Annotated in this window: 17 protein-coding genes and 5 tRNA genes; 18 read left to right on the top strand and 4 right to left on the bottom strand. The window is 44.8% G+C overall.

Features of this window, described 5'->3' with window-relative positions:
* Positions 1-43: 43 nt before the first annotated feature.
* The 10 genes from U9Q08_01430 (at position 44) to U9Q08_01385 (ending at position 5719) form a co-directional block, all read left to right on the top strand.
* On the top strand, positions 44-1504 hold the full coding sequence (locus tag U9Q08_01430; GenBank protein ID MEA3328391.1) for an RtcB family protein: 1461 nt from the start codon (positions 44-46) through the stop codon (positions 1502-1504).
* Entirely contained in the window at positions 1504-2775 is a 1272-nt protein-coding gene (serS, locus tag U9Q08_01425; protein ID MEA3328390.1) for a serine--tRNA ligase, read from the top strand. Before U9Q08_01430 ends, serS begins: the two co-directional genes overlap by 1 nt.
* On the top strand, positions 2772-3431 hold the full coding sequence (locus U9Q08_01420; protein MEA3328389.1) for a hypothetical protein: 660 nt from the start codon (positions 2772-2774) through the stop codon (positions 3429-3431). Before serS ends, U9Q08_01420 begins: the two co-directional genes overlap by 4 nt.
* A gap of 39 nt (positions 3432-3470) precedes the next feature.
* Positions 3471-3557, top strand: a tRNA-Ser gene (locus tag U9Q08_01415).
* 61 nt (positions 3558-3618) lie between these two features.
* A tRNA-Ser gene (locus tag U9Q08_01410) sits at positions 3619-3713 on the top strand.
* A 90-nt stretch (positions 3714-3803) separates the two neighbouring features.
* On the top strand, positions 3804-4634 hold the full coding sequence (locus tag U9Q08_01405) for a HEAT repeat domain-containing protein (protein ID MEA3328388.1): 831 nt from the start codon (positions 3804-3806) through the stop codon (positions 4632-4634).
* Positions 4635-4742: 108 nt separating this feature from the next.
* Positions 4743-4834: transfer RNA gene (locus U9Q08_01400), tRNA-Ser, on the top strand.
* Between the two features lie 111 nt (positions 4835-4945).
* Positions 4946-5022: transfer RNA gene (locus tag U9Q08_01395), tRNA-Arg, on the top strand.
* 93 nt (positions 5023-5115) lie between these two features.
* Positions 5116-5598 carry a tRNA adenosine(34) deaminase TadA gene (tadA, locus tag U9Q08_01390; GenBank protein ID MEA3328387.1) on the top strand — a complete coding sequence of 161 codons (483 nt, stop codon included), beginning with the start codon at positions 5116-5118 and terminating at the stop codon, positions 5596-5598.
* Between the two features lie 29 nt (positions 5599-5627).
* Positions 5628-5719, top strand: a tRNA-Ser gene (locus U9Q08_01385).
* A gap of 99 nt (positions 5720-5818) precedes the next feature.
* Here U9Q08_01385 and U9Q08_01380 read toward each other — a convergent pair.
* Both U9Q08_01380 and U9Q08_01375 read right to left on the bottom strand, forming a co-directional pair.
* Positions 5819-6904, bottom strand: a complete 1086-nt coding sequence (locus U9Q08_01380; protein ID MEA3328386.1) for a type III PLP-dependent enzyme — start codon at positions 6902-6904, stop codon at positions 5819-5821.
* A gap of 58 nt (positions 6905-6962) precedes the next feature.
* Positions 6963-8477 (bottom strand): saccharopine dehydrogenase C-terminal domain-containing protein, encoded by a 1515-nt coding sequence (locus tag U9Q08_01375; protein ID MEA3328385.1) that lies wholly within the window; start codon positions 8475-8477, stop codon positions 6963-6965.
* Positions 8478-8597: 120 nt separating this feature from the next.
* On the opposite strand from U9Q08_01375, the gene U9Q08_01370 reads away from it, so the two are divergent.
* Genes U9Q08_01370 through U9Q08_01335 form a run of 8 tightly spaced genes read left to right on the top strand, consistent with a single transcriptional unit; the run spans position 8598 to position 15607 of the window.
* On the top strand, positions 8598-9539 hold the full coding sequence (locus tag U9Q08_01370; protein MEA3328384.1) for a calcium/sodium antiporter: 942 nt from the start codon (positions 8598-8600) through the stop codon (positions 9537-9539).
* Positions 9540-9547: 8 nt separating this feature from the next.
* Positions 9548-11185: a DNA polymerase III subunit gamma/tau gene (gene dnaX, locus U9Q08_01365; GenBank protein MEA3328383.1), complete on the top strand. Its 1638-nt coding sequence runs from the start codon at positions 9548-9550 to the stop codon at positions 11183-11185.
* Positions 11178-11783: a recombination mediator RecR gene (gene recR / locus U9Q08_01360; GenBank protein ID MEA3328382.1), complete on the top strand. Its 606-nt coding sequence runs from the start codon at positions 11178-11180 to the stop codon at positions 11781-11783. The genes dnaX and recR overlap by 8 nt, the downstream gene beginning before the upstream one ends.
* Positions 11784-11832: 49 nt before the next feature.
* Positions 11833-12600, top strand: coding sequence for a hypothetical protein (locus U9Q08_01355; GenBank protein ID MEA3328381.1), 768 nt, complete (start codon positions 11833-11835; stop codon positions 12598-12600).
* A gap of 7 nt (positions 12601-12607) precedes the next feature.
* Positions 12608-13177, top strand: a complete 570-nt coding sequence (locus U9Q08_01350) for a 2-oxoacid:acceptor oxidoreductase family protein (GenBank protein ID MEA3328380.1) — start codon at positions 12608-12610, stop codon at positions 13175-13177.
* Between the two features lie 5 nt (positions 13178-13182).
* Positions 13183-13458 (top strand): 4Fe-4S dicluster-binding protein, encoded by a 276-nt coding sequence (locus tag U9Q08_01345; protein ID MEA3328379.1) that lies wholly within the window; start codon positions 13183-13185, stop codon positions 13456-13458.
* Positions 13459-13492: 34 nt separating this feature from the next.
* The gene (gene porA / locus U9Q08_01340) at positions 13493-14671 is read left to right on the top strand and encodes a pyruvate ferredoxin oxidoreductase (GenBank protein ID MEA3328378.1); all 1179 of its coding nucleotides are present in this window, start codon (positions 13493-13495) and stop codon (positions 14669-14671) included.
* Positions 14672-14674: 3 nt separating this feature from the next.
* Positions 14675-15607 carry a thiamine pyrophosphate-dependent enzyme gene (locus U9Q08_01335; protein MEA3328377.1) on the top strand — a complete coding sequence of 311 codons (933 nt, stop codon included), beginning with the start codon at positions 14675-14677 and terminating at the stop codon, positions 15605-15607.
* On the opposite strand, the gene U9Q08_01330 is transcribed toward U9Q08_01335, so the two are convergent.
* On the bottom strand, positions 15582-16340 hold the full coding sequence (locus tag U9Q08_01330) for an undecaprenyl-diphosphate phosphatase (protein ID MEA3328376.1): 759 nt from the start codon (positions 16338-16340) through the stop codon (positions 15582-15584). The genes U9Q08_01335 and U9Q08_01330 overlap by 26 nt on opposite strands.
* A partial coding sequence (locus U9Q08_01325; GenBank protein ID MEA3328375.1) for a transposase occupies positions 16334-16647 on the bottom strand: 314 nt, incomplete at its 5' end. The genes U9Q08_01325 and U9Q08_01330, both read right to left, overlap by 7 nt.

The raw sequence follows: 16647 nt of genomic DNA, 5'->3' as shown, positions 1-16647 counted from the left end.
GCGGAGATCAGAAGCCAGAAGACAAAAAACAGAAAGGTGAACAATGAAGGAAGGGTGGAAGGGGCCGTTAGAAAAAATAGATGATTATCGCTGGCGCATACCCAAGAGCTATCAGCCGGGGATGCGTGTGCCGGGAATGGTTTATGCCGATGAGAAGCTGTTAAAAGACATCGAGAAAGAGCAGTCCCTTAACCAGGTAGCCAACGTAGCGGTCCTGCCGGGAATAGTCAAACATTCCCTGGCAATGCCTGATATTCATTGGGGGTATGGTTTTTGCATTGGCGGAGTAGCGGCTACGGACATTGAGGCCGGCGGAGTAATTTCACCGGGAGGGGTTGGTTTTGACATCAATTGCGGTGTGAGGCTGATGCGCACTGATTTGGAATTGGCTGAAGTGCAAGCCCGGCTTACAGAATTGGTTAACGGCCTTTTTGCCAATGTCCCCTGCGGAGTAGGGGTGGGCGGTAAGATAAAAACCGCCGGTAAAGACGAGGAGAACCTTTTGATAAAGGGCGCCCGTTGGGCTGTGGAAAGAGGGTGTGGCTGGAAGGAGGATCTGGAGGTGACTGAAGAATGTGGGGCATTAAAAGGCGCAGATCCCTCTAAGCTTTCAGAAAGGGCGTTAGAAAGAGGCAGGAACCAGGCAGGAACCCTTGGTTCGGGGAATCACTTTGTAGAAATACAAGTAATCGATGAGATATATGATGAGCGGATATGCTCTCAGCTTAATTTAGCCAGGGGATTGATAACAGTTATGATTCATTCCGGTTCAAGGGGCCTGGGATATCAGGTCTGCGATGATTATGCTAAAAGCATGGTCAGATCCCTGTCTAAATATAATATTAGTGTTCCTGACCGCCAGCTTGCCTGCGTGCCGGTGAATTCTCCTGAAGGCAAGTCGTATATCGGGGCTATGGCTTGCGCGGCCAATTATGCCTGGGCAAACAGGCAGTGCCTTATGCATTTAACCAGGAAAGTATTTGAAAGAATTTTTAATAAAGGCCCTAAAAAATTAGGCATGGATCTTATTTACGATGTTGCTCATAATATTGCCAAATTCGAAAGGCACAAAATTAACGGGAAGGAAAAACTTCTTTGTGTTCATAGAAAAGGCGCGACCCGGGCTTTTCCGGCAGGCCATCGGGATATTCCGCCGGCATATAAAGAAATAGGCCAGCCGGTAATTATTCCCGGTGATATGGGTAGGAACTCCTATCTTTTAGTGGGCACCGAGAAGGCAATGGAGGAGACATTCGGAACAGTATGCCACGGCGCGGGCAGAGTTATGAGCCGGACAGCAGCGGTCAGGTCTATTAAAAGCTGGGTGTTGGAAAAGGAGCTGAAAGATAAAGGGATTGTTGTCCGTGCCAAGGGAAGAGCTACCCTGGCAGAAGAAGCGCCCCAGGCATATAAAAACATAAATGATGTAGTGAATGTGGTTCATAAAGCCGGTATTGGCAAAAAGGTTTGCCGAATGAGGCCGTTAGGGGTGATAAAAGGCTGATGTTGGATATAAAATTTATCAAAGAAAACGAACAAATAGTAAACAAGTCTTTAAAAGACCGGGGAATAAAAATTGGTATAGATATCCTGTTGGATTTGTACGAGAAGAGAAAAACTTTATTGATCAAGGCGGAGGATCTTAAATACAAAAAGAACCTGGCTTCAGCAGAGATAGCCAATCTTGTTAGGGAGAAAAAGGATAGCCGGGCCAAAATAGACTCAATGAAGGTCATTTCCCAAAAAATAAAGGGCATAGATAAGAAAGTAGGAGAACTTGGGCAGAAAATCCGAGAAATTAGCCTTACAATCCCAAATATACCTCATCCTTCAGTACCTGTGGGCTCTGAGCCTGCAGCCAACAAGATAGTCAGGCAACACAAGGATTTACCAAAGCTTAAGTTTGAGCCAAGGACCCATCTGGAAATAGGAGAAGCACTGGGAATCATGGATTTTGGCCGGGCCAGCAAACTGGTGGGTTCTCATTTTAGCCTGTTTAAAGGCCAGGGTGCAAAACTGGAAAGGGCGCTGATAAATTTTATGCTTGATTTGCACACCAGAAAGCATAACTATGTTGAGATCTGGCCGCCCTCTCTTGTTAACCGCAGCTCAATGACCGGCACAGGACAATTGCCGAAATTAGAAGAAGATATGTATCGGTTAAAAGATGAGGATTATTTCCTGGTACCGACAGCTGAGGTTCCGTTGACTAACATTCACCAGAATGAAATCTTAAAAGAGGATGATTTGCCTATTTATTATACTGCTTATACCCCTTGTTTTAGACGGGAGGCCGGTTCTTACGGAAAAGAAACCAAAGGCCTGGTTAGGGTCCATCAGTTTGACAAGGTAGAGTTGGTAAAGTTTGTAAGGCCCGAGAGTTCTTCCGACGAATTAGAATCCCTGCTTAAGGATGCGCAGAAGGTGTTAGAGCTCCTGGAGCTTCCCTATCGCGTTGTGCTTCTTCCCACCCGGGGCATTAGCTTTGCGGCTGCTAAGTGCTATGACTTAGAGGTATGGGCCCCGGGCATCAAGCGCTGGCTGGAGGTATCCAGCTGTTCTATGTTTAACGATTTTCAGGCCCGGCGCGCAAATATAAAGTATAAACCCAAGACCGGCGCTAAACCGCAGTACGTTCATACGCTTAATGGGTCAGGTGTTGCCTTGGCCAGAACAGTGGCGGCGCTGCTGGAGAACTTTCAACAGCGCGATGGAAACGTTAAGCTGCCTAAGGCCCTTGTGCCGTATATGGATGGCCGGAATAAGATAGAATGAAAAAAATATTAAGGTTTTTGCTGGGGTTGCTGGCCATACCCATAGCAGCAGTTGCCTCCAGGTCTTTATACGGCCAGTTAGCCCTGGTCAGCGATCTTGGGCAGGATCAACTTTATTTTTTAGGCGGGGTAGGGGGTTATTTAATAATCCATTCCCTGTTTTATAAACCGTCTTATTTTTATGTTGTGGGTCACGAACTAACCCACGTCATATTTACCTGGTTTTGCGGGGGTAAAGTCCGGTCTTTCCGGGCGATGCCCGAAGGCGGAGAAGTAACTACTACAAAATCGAATTTTTTTATAGTTCTCGGACCTTATTTTTTTCCGTTTTATACGGTCCTGGTTTGTTGTGTGTATCTTGGCGCCTTTCTTTTTTTCGGGGCCTATGAATATGTCAGTCAGTTTATATTTTTGGTCGGGTTTAGCTGGGCGTTTCACGTGGTATTTACCGCGCACTTTATAAAAATGAAACAGCCCGACATCCTGAGGTTCGGGACGCTGTTTTCTATCAGCGTGATTTATATTATTAACCTGGCTATCCTGGTTTTTATTTTAAGTTTGCTTTTTGCAGAGGTCAGTTTTCTGGAGTTTGTCAAGGACAGCTCCCGCCAGACCTTGAATTTTTATCAATACCTGGTTACAGGTTTATTATTGTAAATTGACATGGCGGCAAGCCCGTAGTAGAATGTTTTAGCTGGAGGAATGGCAGAGTGGTTGAATGCGGCGGTCTTGAAAACCGTTGAGGCCGTAAGGCCTCCAGGGGTTCGAATCCTCTTTCCTCCGCCTTGCCCTGTTTCATGTTTCATAGGAATTGATTAAAAAAAAGATGCACAAGATGTTTTATGGAGAGGTGCCTGAGCTGGCTGAAAGGAGCCGCCTGCTAAGCGGTTGATCTGATTTAAACCGGATCCCCGGGTTCGAATCCCGGTCTCTCCGCCAATAAATTACCTCATCCTTCGATAAATTCAGGATTCCGTAACTTATCTGGCTTCGCAGAGATTAACCAATAAAATAAGGGAGGTGGGTAATATGAAAACCAAGAAACTTTTTATTTTAACAGCAGTTGTATCTTTGGTTTTTTCATTGTTGTCAGCGGATTATTTATGTGCCGGCGAGAATGAAAAAATTAAACAGTGGATCGACGAATTAGCCGATTCCCAAAAAAGAGTAGTTGCCAAAAAACATCTTATCCAAGCCGGTCAGAGGGCAGCGTCTGAATTAACAGGCGCTTTAAAAGATGATTATCTCAAGACATCAGTATTAATCAGCGTCATTCAAATAATCAAAGAGAATGAGATCAGGGAGGCAGCTCCGGTTCTCAGAGAGTTGACAAGCAGTTCCAGGGTGCGGATCCGGCTGGAGTCGATCAGGGCTTTAGGCGCAATGGAGGTTCATGATTCAGCTGATATTTTTAAAGCGGCACTAAAAGACGTTAATGCCAACATAAGGATCGCAGCTTTGTCTTCCTTGACCGAGATAAGAGACCAGAGCGCTGTTCCTGATTTCATCGCGTCTCTTTCAGATCTATCCGCAGGCGTCCGGCTGAAGGCAGCAGAGGCGTTGTCAATAATGAGTGATAAATCAGCCATTCCGGACTTGATTGCAAGATTAAACGACGTAAACAGCAGCGTGGTTATCCAGGCGATCGAGGCGTTGTCCCGTTTCAAGGATAAAGAAGTCGTGGCTGTGCTGGTGGCGAAATTAGACACAACAAACATAAAAATAAAAGTAAAGACGATTGAGGCCTTGGCTAGGATCAAAGACAAGTCTGTCTTAAACCTGCTTGAGCCGATGCTGAAAGATGAATTTAGCGATGTGCGGACGGTCGCAAAGGCTGCTATTAAGAGTATTGAGGAGTAAGCACTGAAGAGTGATGAAGAAGATTCCGAACCCCTTCGGGGTCCGGAATCCAATTCGGACTTATAATTTACGAAAACTCGAAGAGTTTTCGTAAATTATGTCCTCATTGGAGAGATGCGAGAGTCTGGTTGATCCGGCTCGCCTCGAAAGCGAGTAGTCTTGAAAAAGGCTCGGGGGTTCAAATCCCTCTCTCTCCGCCATGAACCACTCACAAAAAATTTCTTACGAAATTTTTGCTCGGGTTCATGCCACATACCTGAGCAAAGCGAATGGTATGTGGCAAGCATATGCTTTTTGGTGCCATGAAAATAGTGCCTGTAACTCAGTTGGATAGAGTACCTGGCTACGAACCAGGGTGTCGGGGGTTCAAGTCCCTCCAGGCACGCCAATGAAATCATTCCGAAGTTTCGGGATATGTTCGAATTAGCACCGACAATTTGCCATTAGGACAAATTGTCGGTGCTTTCTAAGGGTTTACTAAGTGAGCAAGATAGATAATATATATATGGACGAGGCGCTGAAGGAAGCCGGAAGGGCTTTTAAAAAAGACGAAGTTCCAATAGGCGCCGTTATAGTTTATAACAGAAAAATCATCAGTCGGGCCCACAATCAGATCAAATTGCTAAAAGACCCAACTGCCCACGCAGAGATGATTGCCCTAACCCAGGCTGCTGGTTATCTAAGGAATGAGCGGCTTAATGATTGCACGATGTATGTTACGGTTGAGCCTTGCGCAATGTGCGCCGGCGCGTTGGTGTTGGCCAGAGTAAAGAGGCTGGTTTACGGGGCGGAAGACCCCAAGACCGGTGCCTGCGGGTCAGTGTTTGATATTACTAGTAATAAAAAATTAAATCACAGGATAAAAGTAAAAAAAGGTGTTTTGGCTGAAGAAAGCGGCCAGCTGTTAAAGGAATTCTTTAAGAAGAAAAGACAGGAGATGTTCTTTATTCCTTCAGACAAATAATTCCGAAACTTCGGGATTATGTTTTTATTGGAGAGGTCGCGTAGCCCGGTTTAGCGCGCGTGCCTGGAGAGCACGTGTACGGTTTTCCGTACCCAGGGTTCGAATCCCTGCCTCTCCGCCATCGTCATTGCGAGGGCACGCAGTGCCCGAAGCAATCTAACCAAAATCGTCATAACGTCAATATTTACCCACCACATACAACAACAGCTAACCCGTAAGATCAGACCATAACAATTTTTGCCGGAGGGAAGCCGTTGAAGCCGGCGGTGGCGCTAGCGCAGGAGTAGGCGCCGATATTTTTTACGTAAACCACATCGCCTACATAGAGTTCGGGGATTTCTTCATTCAGGGCAAGAGTATCAAAAGAGTCGCAGGTAGGTCCGGCAAGTGTGCTTAAAAATTTTTGGCCCCGCCTTAACGTCTTAAATTCATATTTGCAGTGATCGAATACCATACCGGAAAAATCAGCATAAATGCCGTCATTAAGGTAGTAATAATTTTTGTTGTTGCGGAATGTCCTCCCTATAACCTGCGTAGTTAAAATTCCAGCCGGCCCGACTAAAAATCGTCCCGGTTCAGCAATAAATTTAACACCTTTATCGAACAAGGCCTTCATTGGACGCTTTATCTGACAGGCCATTCTTTCAAAATTTATTCCGGTTTCATTGTCAAAGTGTTGAATTGGAAAACCCCCTCCAATGTCCATAATCTTTAACTCCAGCCCGTTTTCTTTTGCTTTTTTAAAAATACCGGCTGAAATCTCAAGTGCCTGCAAATAGTTTTCAACGTTGGTAGCCTGAGAACCCACATGAAAGCTGATACCCATCGGCACTAAACCCATGGTCTTTGCCTTGTGTAGAAGAAGAAATGCATGTTCCGGATCTGCGCCAAATTTAAGGGAAAGCTCCACTATGCTCCCTGAATTTGCTACTTTAATACGGACAAGTACACGTGCGCCGGGGTAATGTTTTGCAAGTTTATAAAGCTCCGGCTCATTGTCAAAGGTTATAAGATTAACCTTGCGCTTTCGGGCAAATATAATGTCTTCGGGAGTTTTAATAGTATTAGCAAAGATGATTTTTTCCGCCGAAGCGCCAAGATCCAAAACTTTTTTTGCTTCGGCAGCGCTTGCCACGTCAAAACCAGCCCCGAGCTTGATGAATTTTCTGATCACGCCGGGATGGGGGTTGGCTTTTATGGCATAGTAAGGCGTAACATCAGGCAGGCATTTACGAAAACGCTTGTACTGTTTTTCAAGGACGCGGCGCTTGATCAACATCAGGGGCGTGCGGTGTTTTTTTAACATTTTCCTGATAATGCTTCCAATTCCACCAGCGCCGTTCCCGGTGTTTGCTGCGTTAAGTTTAGGCTTTATCGATTTTAAGCTCAGGCTGTTTTGCATCGGGGTCATAAGCGTTTAACCTTTCTTTTGCATTGGCCAAAAACGTTGTAAACTGCCAGACATCTTCGTGTTTGGGCCGGGAAATGTCAAACTTGGTGAATTTTGTATTCAGATTCTTTAGCGGTGTCCAGTCAACTGCTTTTGAGATAAAAGGTTTTATATAGGGCAGGGAGGTGTTTAATATTTCTTCGTGGTCTACATCGTCGGGCAGCAAGAATCCTCTTTTTGGATTTTTGATCATCCAGACAGCAGCTGCTACCACAGAAATTGCTACCTGGAGAGTAGTTGCCTGCTGGTGGGGGACGAGCCTCCGTGCTTTATGGATATCAAGCAGGCTGCCGCACCACCATGATTTAAAATCATGCCCCATCAGAAGCACTCCGAGTTCGTCGCGGCCGTCGATAATTTCATCGTTCATTATCCTCTGTTTTTCTTGCAGGTTGTACTGTCTCATTTCAAGCTCCAGCAATGAGTTAACAGCGGCATTGCATGGGCAGTATGCATAATGAACCGTCGGCCGGTAAACAGCTTTTCCGTTTTTCCAGACCGTGAGCCGGTCGGAAATACTGAATGCTTCTCCGTGGCGGATAACCATTCCGGTAATTTCTCCGCAAGGGACCCAGGAACGCACCCATGTTTTCATGCCGATCGAACTAAGGCAGATCTGGTTTTTCGGGCCGACCTGGTGAAAATAAGCATTTTGAGGAACATAACGCTCGTGCGTTCCCCAGCCTAATTCTGCCGGGGCAATTCCCTCCTCAAAAAAACCCTCAATGCTCCATGTGTTGACAAATTCATTTACCTGCTTGGGTTTGTCGGTAATCTGTGTGTCCCGCTCGCTGATGTGAATGGTCTTAACTCCTTGGAGCTGGGCCAGTTTTGCAAAATTTTTATCCTGCAGTGCATTTTCCAAATTACTTTTTCTTGGGTCGTTAGGTTTTTCTTTTAAAATCTTTTTGGCAATGTCTATCAGGGCGTACTTGGTAAAATGCGATACAAGCCCGGGGTTGGCTCCGTGGTCAACAATAGAAGTGGTTCCGGTATTATTCCCCCACCTGGCTATCATTTCACGGAGTATCATATGCCGGGAATAGAGGGTATATTTAGTCGGGTCATTGCGCTCGGAATCCTTGTAAGGGTTCCACTCTTCGACAGAAGTATTTGCGTATAACACCTGGTTGTCCCGGCACCATTGGAGCATGGTATTACAATCAATATTCCAGGCAAGATCAATGATCATATCGCCAGGGCCTGCGTATTTTTTAAGCAGTTGGCTGTAATTGTCAGAGGTTACTTTCGTTAGGACATAGTTTACCCCTTTAGCCAAGGCATTTTTAACCCGCGAGCGGTTGTCAACAAAATCTATAACGGTGATTTTTTGGGGGGGCATTTCGATCAGCTCAAGTATCAGCGGAATAGCGCATTGAGAAACAGAACCGCAACCAATAACCAATAGCTTTCCTTTAAATTTTATCATAAAGTCTCCAGCTGTTTGTGTTTTTTCACAAAAAATTACGTCATAAAAAGTATATCATAGTTTTTTAAATTTCGAAACAAAAAATTGACTTATTTTGCCTAAGAGAGTATTATATTCAACGTGCTTACGCAGTCTATTGTTTTTATTTTCGGCCTGGTATTATTAATAACCGGAGCCGGCTGGCTGGTCCGCGGTTCTTCAAACTTTGCCGGGGCTATGGGTATAAAGCCGGTTGTTATCGCCCTTACCTTTATCGCATTCGGAACATCTGCTCCTGAGGCCGCAGTAAGCATAGTGGCGGTTATCAAGGGCGCGGCTGATATTGCCCTGGGTGATGTTATCGGCAGTAACATTGCCAATATCGGCCTGGTGTTGGGCCTGACAGCGCTGGTTTCTCCCCTGAAGATAGAAAGAAGGATTTTAAGAAGAGAGCTTCCAATAATGATCGGCGCGGCGTTCCTTCTATATCTAATGGCCCTGGATTTAAAGATTAATTTTTTTGATGGACTAATCCTTTTAATTGGGCTAATATTGTTTGTCGGATTTCTATTTTTTAGGCCCGCCCTGGCTTCGGAAATTGAGGAAAGCGCCCGGCCGATTTTAGACAGAAAAAACAATAAACTTAAAAGCATATTTTTAGGTCTGGCTGGCCTGGTTATTTTACTATCCGGCGCATATTTAATGGTTTACTCAGGTACGTTTATTGCCGGGGCGTTAGGAATAAAACAGTGGGTTATTGCCCTGACCGTGTTTGCCGTCGGGACGTCTTTACCCGAGTTGGCTACTTCTGTAGTCAGCGCTTTTCGCGGGAAGGAAGATATTGCTGTAGGCAATATTATCGGAAGCAACATTCTTAATATTTTGTTTGTAATCGGCATAACCGGCATGATAGGCTCTTTGGCCATAGATGTCAGGGCGTTAAGATTCACCTTTCCGGTAATGCTGGCTTTTAGCGTAGCCCTGGTTCCGCTAATCAAGAGGGGTTTTGTAATAAACAGGCTGGAAGGCGCGGCTTTAGTTTTAGGGTATTTTACCTTTTTGTTTTTTCTAGTAAGAGGATAGATCGTGTTATGTCTTACCTTGTATTAGCCAGGAAATTCAGACCTCAAACGTTTGACCAGATAATCGGCCAGGAGCATATTGTTACTACTTTAAAAAATGCTATCAAGACCGAGCGCCTGGCTCATGCTTATTTGTTTTGCGGCCAGCGGGGGGTGGGCAAGACGTCAGCTGCCCGGATCCTGGCCAAGGCTTTAAATTGCGTAAAAGGCCCGACTGTTTCGCCCTGCGGGGAATGCGAGGCCTGCAAAGAAATAGCCTCTTCGATCAGCATGGATGTCTTAGAAATAGACGGGGCCTCTAACCGGGGGATAGATGAAATCAGGAACTTGCGGGAAAACGTAAAATTTTCCCCGATTAAGGGAAAATTCAAAATATATATTATTGATGAAGTTCATATGTTGACCGAACACGCGTTTAATGCGCTTCTCAAGACCTTAGAGGAGCCGCCTGCTCACGTAAAGTTTATTTTTGCCACCACCCAGCCTTACAAACTTCCCTTAACCATTCTTTCCAGGTGCCAGAGGTTTGATTTTAGAATAATTCCGATGGACAAAATCCTGGCTAAGCTAAGACAGATAATCGACAGAGAAAAATTAAAGGTCAGGGACGATGCCCTATTTTATATAGCCCGTTCCTCCCAGGGAAGCATGAGAGACGCTGAATCCATTTTAGACCAGGTGGCCAGCTTTTCTGAAGGCGAGGTCGGCTTCGAGGATGTGATATCTGTTCTGGGTATATTTGACCAGCGCATTCTGTTTGAGTTTACTCAGGCAGTGATTGCTAAAGATGCTCCGGGCTTGTTAAACCTAGTCGGCCAGATGATGAATAGCGGCAGAAACGGCGATCGGTTTCTATCCGGCCTGGTAGGTTATTTTCGTAATCTGGTCATGGCCAAATTGAGCGATGATCCTTCCAAGCTGATAAACCTGCCTCCAGAATCTATCAGCCAGGTCGTTGCCCAGTCGCATTCATTTTCTGTTGAGGAGCTTGTTTACATTATTAATCTTCTAACCAATACCCAACTGTCGATAAAAAAAGGAGTTACGATAAGAATAGCCCTGGAGATAGCTGCAATAAAGATAGCTCGCAGGGGAACAGTTGCTTCTCTGAATGAAGTTTTAGATAAGCTGAACGAACTGGAATCAAAATTAGGGGGGACGGCTGAGCGGCCTGCGGCTGAAAACCCTGTGGCCGAAGATCCTGCGACCGAACATTCCGTAACTCAAAACCCTGTTGTTGGTAACTTGCCTGATGAACCATTAGAAGACCCAAAAAAAACCGGCCTTAATCTGTCCGGAGTTAAACAAATCTGGCCAGAATTGCTGGAAAGGGTAAAAAAACAAAAGATGTCAGTTGGGACATTTTTAGCAGAAGGAGAACCGGTCAAGGTAGAAAACAACGTGATAACCCTTGGTTTTTCGGCCGGAATGCCGCTTCACAAAGAAAGCTTGGAAGATATAAAAAATAGGACCATGGTTGAAAACAGCTTCAAACACATGTTGGGTCAAAAGATAAAAATCGATATTACTACTGTGGATAGCCTGGCTGATAAGGCACTGCCTGAAAACCCCCGGGCTAGTTCCGCGCCGATTATTCAATCTGCCCTGGAAGTATTTAAAGGAAGGATAATTAAAAGAAGTGGTTAGTTATAACCAGATAATAGAGGGGCTGATAAAAAAACTGGCAAAGTTCCCGGGAATAGGGTCCAGGACGGCTGAGAGATTAGTCCTGTATATCCTGAAATCCTCGGTTCAGGAAGCAGAATCCCTTGCCCGGTCAATAATCGAGGTAAAGAAAAAGATAACTTATTGTGTGGTCTGTAATAATCTTTCCGAGGCTCCTATTTGCCGGATCTGCCGGGGCGGGGGAAGGGATAAATCTATTATTTGCGTGGTTGAGGAGCCTAGCGATATCGCGGCCATTGAAAAAACGGGCAGTTTTAACGGTGTATATCATGTTTTATTGGGTGTGCTTTCGCCGTTAGACGGAATGGGACCGGCTGAATTAACAATAAACCAGCTTTTGGAGCGGGTGAATTCAGGAGGCGTTAAAGAAGTCATAATCGCTACCAACTGTAACACAAACGGAGAGTCCACAGCGCTCTATTTGGTCAAACTCATCAAGCCTTTAGGGGTAAGGGTGAGCCGTATCGCCCGCGGTATTCCTGTCGGCAGTAACCTGGAGTATGCCGATCGGGCGACCTTAAGTAAGGCAATGGAGGCCAGAGGAGAACTCCATGCTTGACAACAAGCCGTTTTTTTGGTAACTTAATAAGAAAAAAAGGGGGTAGGAAATGGGGACAAAAGAAGCGATTAAAAAAGGTTTTATGCTCGCCGGGAAAAATTGGGTTTTAGTCGGAGTGCTGTTTCTTCTTAATATTTTCTCAAATTTGATCGGCCTTCCGCTTAAATCCATAAAGGAGGGAGTTTCTCCGTCTTTAAGTGAATCATCACTGGCCATAGGGGTTATCATAATATTTTTGTTTTTAAGTATTTTTGTCCAGGCAGGGCTTTTGGGTTCTGTCAGGGATATAATCAAAAAAGGGTCAACTCGTTTAAATAATTTATTTTCTTCAGGAAAGAAATTTTTCTGGCGCCTGCTTGGTTTAGGCATGCTGATCGGTCTGATAATAGGGCTGCTGGTTATATTTTGCCAGGGCACCCTTGCTTTAGCAGACCGGGTTATCGGTAATACGATTCTTAAGTCCCTGGGTTTCTTTATCTATATGATTCTCGGAATCATAACAGCATGCGTGAGTATTCTCTTTTTCTATTCGCCCTATGTTCTGGTAGCCGAGGAATGCGGGATTATTGAATCTGTCCGTAAATCCGTAGGTTTTGCCAGGAAATTTCTGGGGAGCGCCATGGGAACCCTGGCCTTGATGATGCTGATGATTATTGGCGCGACTGTTGTAGTGGGCATACTGCTTGTTCCCGTAGCTGTCTCTCAGCGTCAGATGATTGGAGGAATCTTAGCCAGCGGAGTCAATGCCTATTTCGGTTTGGTGGCTATGATCACGTTTATGAGTTTATACCTGGGCTTGACGGAGGAAAAAAAATAAAGGATTTATGGACCAAATAACAGAGATTCGCTGGCACGGAAGAGGAGGGCAGGGGGCAAAGACCGCTGCCCAGTTTTTAGCAGAAGCAGCCCTAGAAGACGGTAAATATATCCAGGCGTTTCCTGAGTATGGCCCGGAAAGGGCGGGCGCGCCGATAAATACTTATACCCGGATCAGTTCTCATCCGATAAGAGTTCATTCCGGAGTCAAAAATCCTCAAGCAATGGTGATTATTGATCCAAGCCTGGCCACGCCTTCAGTTCTGGAGGGTTTGGCCAAAGACGGCATTGTTGTTATAAATTCACCGGATACCCCTCAAACTTTAAAAGAAAAACTGAACTATAAAAATGGCAAAATAGCCGCAGTGGACGCTACCCGGATTTCGTTAGACATTGTAGGTATTTCTACACCCAACACGCCTATGCTTGGCGCGCTTCTCAAGGTTTTTCCCGTTTTGTCGGTGGATATGGTGATTGAAAAACTAAAAGCAAAATTTTTAAAAAAACTTGGTGAAAAAAAGACCCAGGCGAATATCGAAGCAGTCAAAAAGGCCTATGAAGAGGTAAAAATAGGATGAATAAAATAGAGAAAAAAGGCTGGAAGCAGATACCGATCGGGGGATTGATCGCTCAGGGAGGAACAGCCAAAGAATATAAAACAGGCGATTGGCGGACATTTAAGCCTGTGAGAAATGAATCCAAATGTATTAATTGTTTGATCTGCTGGGTATATTGTCCTGATTCCTGCATTATGGTTAAAGACGGTAAAATGACCGGTTTTAATTATGATTATTGTAAGGGGTGCGGGATCTGCGCGTCTGTTTGTCCGGTAAAATGTATTACGATGGAGAAGGGGTAATAACTTAGTTTACAGTTTACGGTTAAGAGGAAAAATGAACAAGCTTATAGCTTTGACAGGGGATCAGGCGGCGGCCGAGGCAATGAGGCAAATTGAGCCGGATGTTGTCGCTGCTTATCCGATTACCCCGCAGACAGAGATAGCTATGAATTTTTCCCAGTTTGTGGCCGACGGCCGGGTTAAAACAGAGATAATTCCGGTTGAATCAGAACACAGCGCAATGAGCGCCTGTGTGGGCGCTGCAGCTGCCGGCGCGCGCGCAATGACCGCTACTTCAGCTAATGGGCTGGCGCTTATGTGGGAGATAGTTTATATCGCGGCTTCCACAAGACTTCCCATTGTAATGCCGACTGTAAACAGGGCATTGTCTGCGCCGATTAATATCCATTGCGACCATTCAGATACAATGGGGGCGCGCGATTCGGGCTGGCTCCAGGTTTACTGTGAAAATGCCCAGGAGGTTTATGAAAGCATTATCGCGGCAGTAAAAATTGCCGAACACAAAGATATCCAACTGCCGATAATGGTTTGTCAGGACGGTTTTATTACCAGCCACGCTGTTGAGGGCCTGGAAATCTTCGATGATAAGAAAGTAAAGGAATTTATCGGAGAGTATAAATCCCGGTTTTCTCTTCTGGATATAGAACGGCCGATAACCGTCGGTCCTTTAGATTTGCAGGATTACTACTTTGAACACAAGCGCCAGCAGTCAGAAGCAATGAAAAACGCGCTTACTATAATACCCGGGGTATTAGGGGAATTTAATAAAGAGTTTAAAAGAAATTATGGATTGTTTGAGGCCTATAGGCTGGATGACGCCGAAATAGCGCTGGTTGTAATGAGCTCTACCGCGGGTACGGCAAAGGTTGTAGTGGATAACCTCAGGGCAGAAGGCATTAAGGCGGGGCTTTTAAGGCCCCGTTTTTTCAGGCCATTTCCCAAAGAAGAAATCGCAAAACAACTTTTCGGCCTGAAAGCGGTCAGTATACTGGATAGAAGCGAGTCTTTTTCTACTCAGGGAGGGCCGTTGTTTATAGACATCAGGTCAGCGCTTTATGAATTAGACAACAAGCCTTTGATGAATAACCATATTTTTGGCCTGGGCGGCCGCGACATAGGCATAGAAGAAATAGAGAGTGTTTTTAGAGATTTAATTAAGGCGGTAAAAGATAATAAGCTTGAGACAAAGGTCAATTATTTAGGGGTGCGTTAAAAGATGGCTAATTTAAAAGAACTTTCCCGCGTTATTCCGGAGCGTCTTTCAAGCGGTCACAGGCTGTGCGCAGGGTGCGGCGCCTCGATAGCGGCCCGCCAGATATTGATGGGGACCGAAAATCCGGTGGTAGTAGGCTGTTCTACAGGTTGTCTTGAGGTCGCTACTACTATTTACCCTTATACTGCCTGGGAAGTTCCTTTTATTCATAACGCGTTTGAAAATGTGGCTGCTACCATAAGCGGCGTTGAAACAGCTTATCGGGCATTGAAAAAACAGGGAAAGATAAAAAAAGATATAAAATTCGTGGCCTTTGGAGGGGACGGAGGGACTTATGATATAGGTATTCAATCCCTATCCGGCGCGCTTGAAAGAGGACATAATTTTGTTTATGTTTGTTATGATAATGAGGCCTATATGAATACCGGCATTCAGCGCTCAGGCGCTACCCCTTATGGCGCCTCTACTACTACCGCGCCTGCCGGAAAGGCCAGCTTTGGAAAGAGCCAGTTCAGAAAAGATCTCACAGCCATAGTAGCCGCTCATAATATTCCTTATGTTGCCCAGGCTTCAATTTCTAACTGGAACGACCTGGTCACTAAATCCCAGAAGGCATTTAGTGTTAACGGCCCGGCATTTTTAAATGTTTTAGCTCCATGCCCCCGGGGCTGGAGATTTCCATCGGAAAAAGTAGTTGAGGTTTCTAAGCTGGCGGTTGAAACAGGATTTTGGCCTTTGTATGAAATTGAAGATGGTAAATGGAAGTTAAGTTATAAGCCTAAACAAATTCGTCCTTTGGCCGATTGGTTGTATTTACAGGGTAGATTTAAACACCTGAAAAAAGAGGAAAATAAAAAAGCGGTTGAGGAACTTCAGGCCAATGTTGACAAAAGATGGAAAGAACTCTTGATTAAGTGTGAAGAAGCAGGTAAATAGAAGCAGTTGCCAGACAGTAATAACCGAAAAGTGGTAGTTTTGCCCGCCGGATTATGATATATAATATCTTAAGAGCAAATAAGCCGCTTATAAAAGCCACCAGCGCTCCAAGTAATACATAGCTGGTAGTATTAAGCGTAAGGCAAGTCAAACTTTTCAATTCATAAATCAAAGCGCCTAAGATTGCTGGTATAGCAGCCAGAAAAGAAAATCTAAAGGCGCTTTCTTTTTTTACCCCCTTAAACAACATAGCGCTTATAGTCAGGCCGGAGCGGGAAATCCCGGGAATAATAGCCAGGCTCTGGCTGATTCCCAACAAGAGGGCATCGGTTATATTCAGATCGGAAAATTCCCTTTTTCCGTTCAAAAACTTCTTGGTGGACAGTAACACTACGCCATTTATAATAAGCATAACACAAACTAAACTTGCGGAATCAAAAAGAGTTTTGAAAAATCCGCTGCCTGTCACTCCGCATATGCCGGTAATAGCTGTGGCAGCCGCGATATAAATGAGAATTTTTAAATTCTTTTCCCGGATCAGGTTTTTTATATCCTTAAAGAAAAAAACTATTACAGCCAGCAAGGTTCCGGCGTGGAGGATTAAATCTATCAGGCAGCGGTTGGTGTTTAAATTGAAGTAGTCCTGAAAGAGCACCAAATGGCCGGATGAACTTACCGGCAAAAACTCAGTTAGCCCCTGGACCAGGCCTAAGATTAAGTATTTGATCAGCATGTTGATAATATAGTATAAATGCGGCGGGATGTAAAGTCTTTTGGAATTTTTATAACACAGAAATCAGCGGGTTTGCCGCAGGCAAAATCCGCATCATCAATCCACGTGGCCGGATTATTGATTATATATTCACGGATATCGTTCAATGATTTATCGTTCCTGATTATATGGTCATGAAACGACCGTTGCCATAGATGTTTATTGAACGGTTCCCAATTATCATTTTTTACACCGTCAATATATTTTTTTGTTGTTAGGGTTTTGAACCGATGAATAATATCGGACAATGATAATTTATCTGTAGGGA

The organism is Candidatus Omnitrophota bacterium, from assembly GCA_034717435.1.
Lineage (GTDB): Bacteria > Omnitrophota > JAUWXU01 > JAUWXU01 > JAUWXU01 > JAYELI01.
The sequence above is the reverse complement of the archived record's forward strand: the minus strand, read 5'-3'. Positions and strand labels throughout refer to the sequence as shown.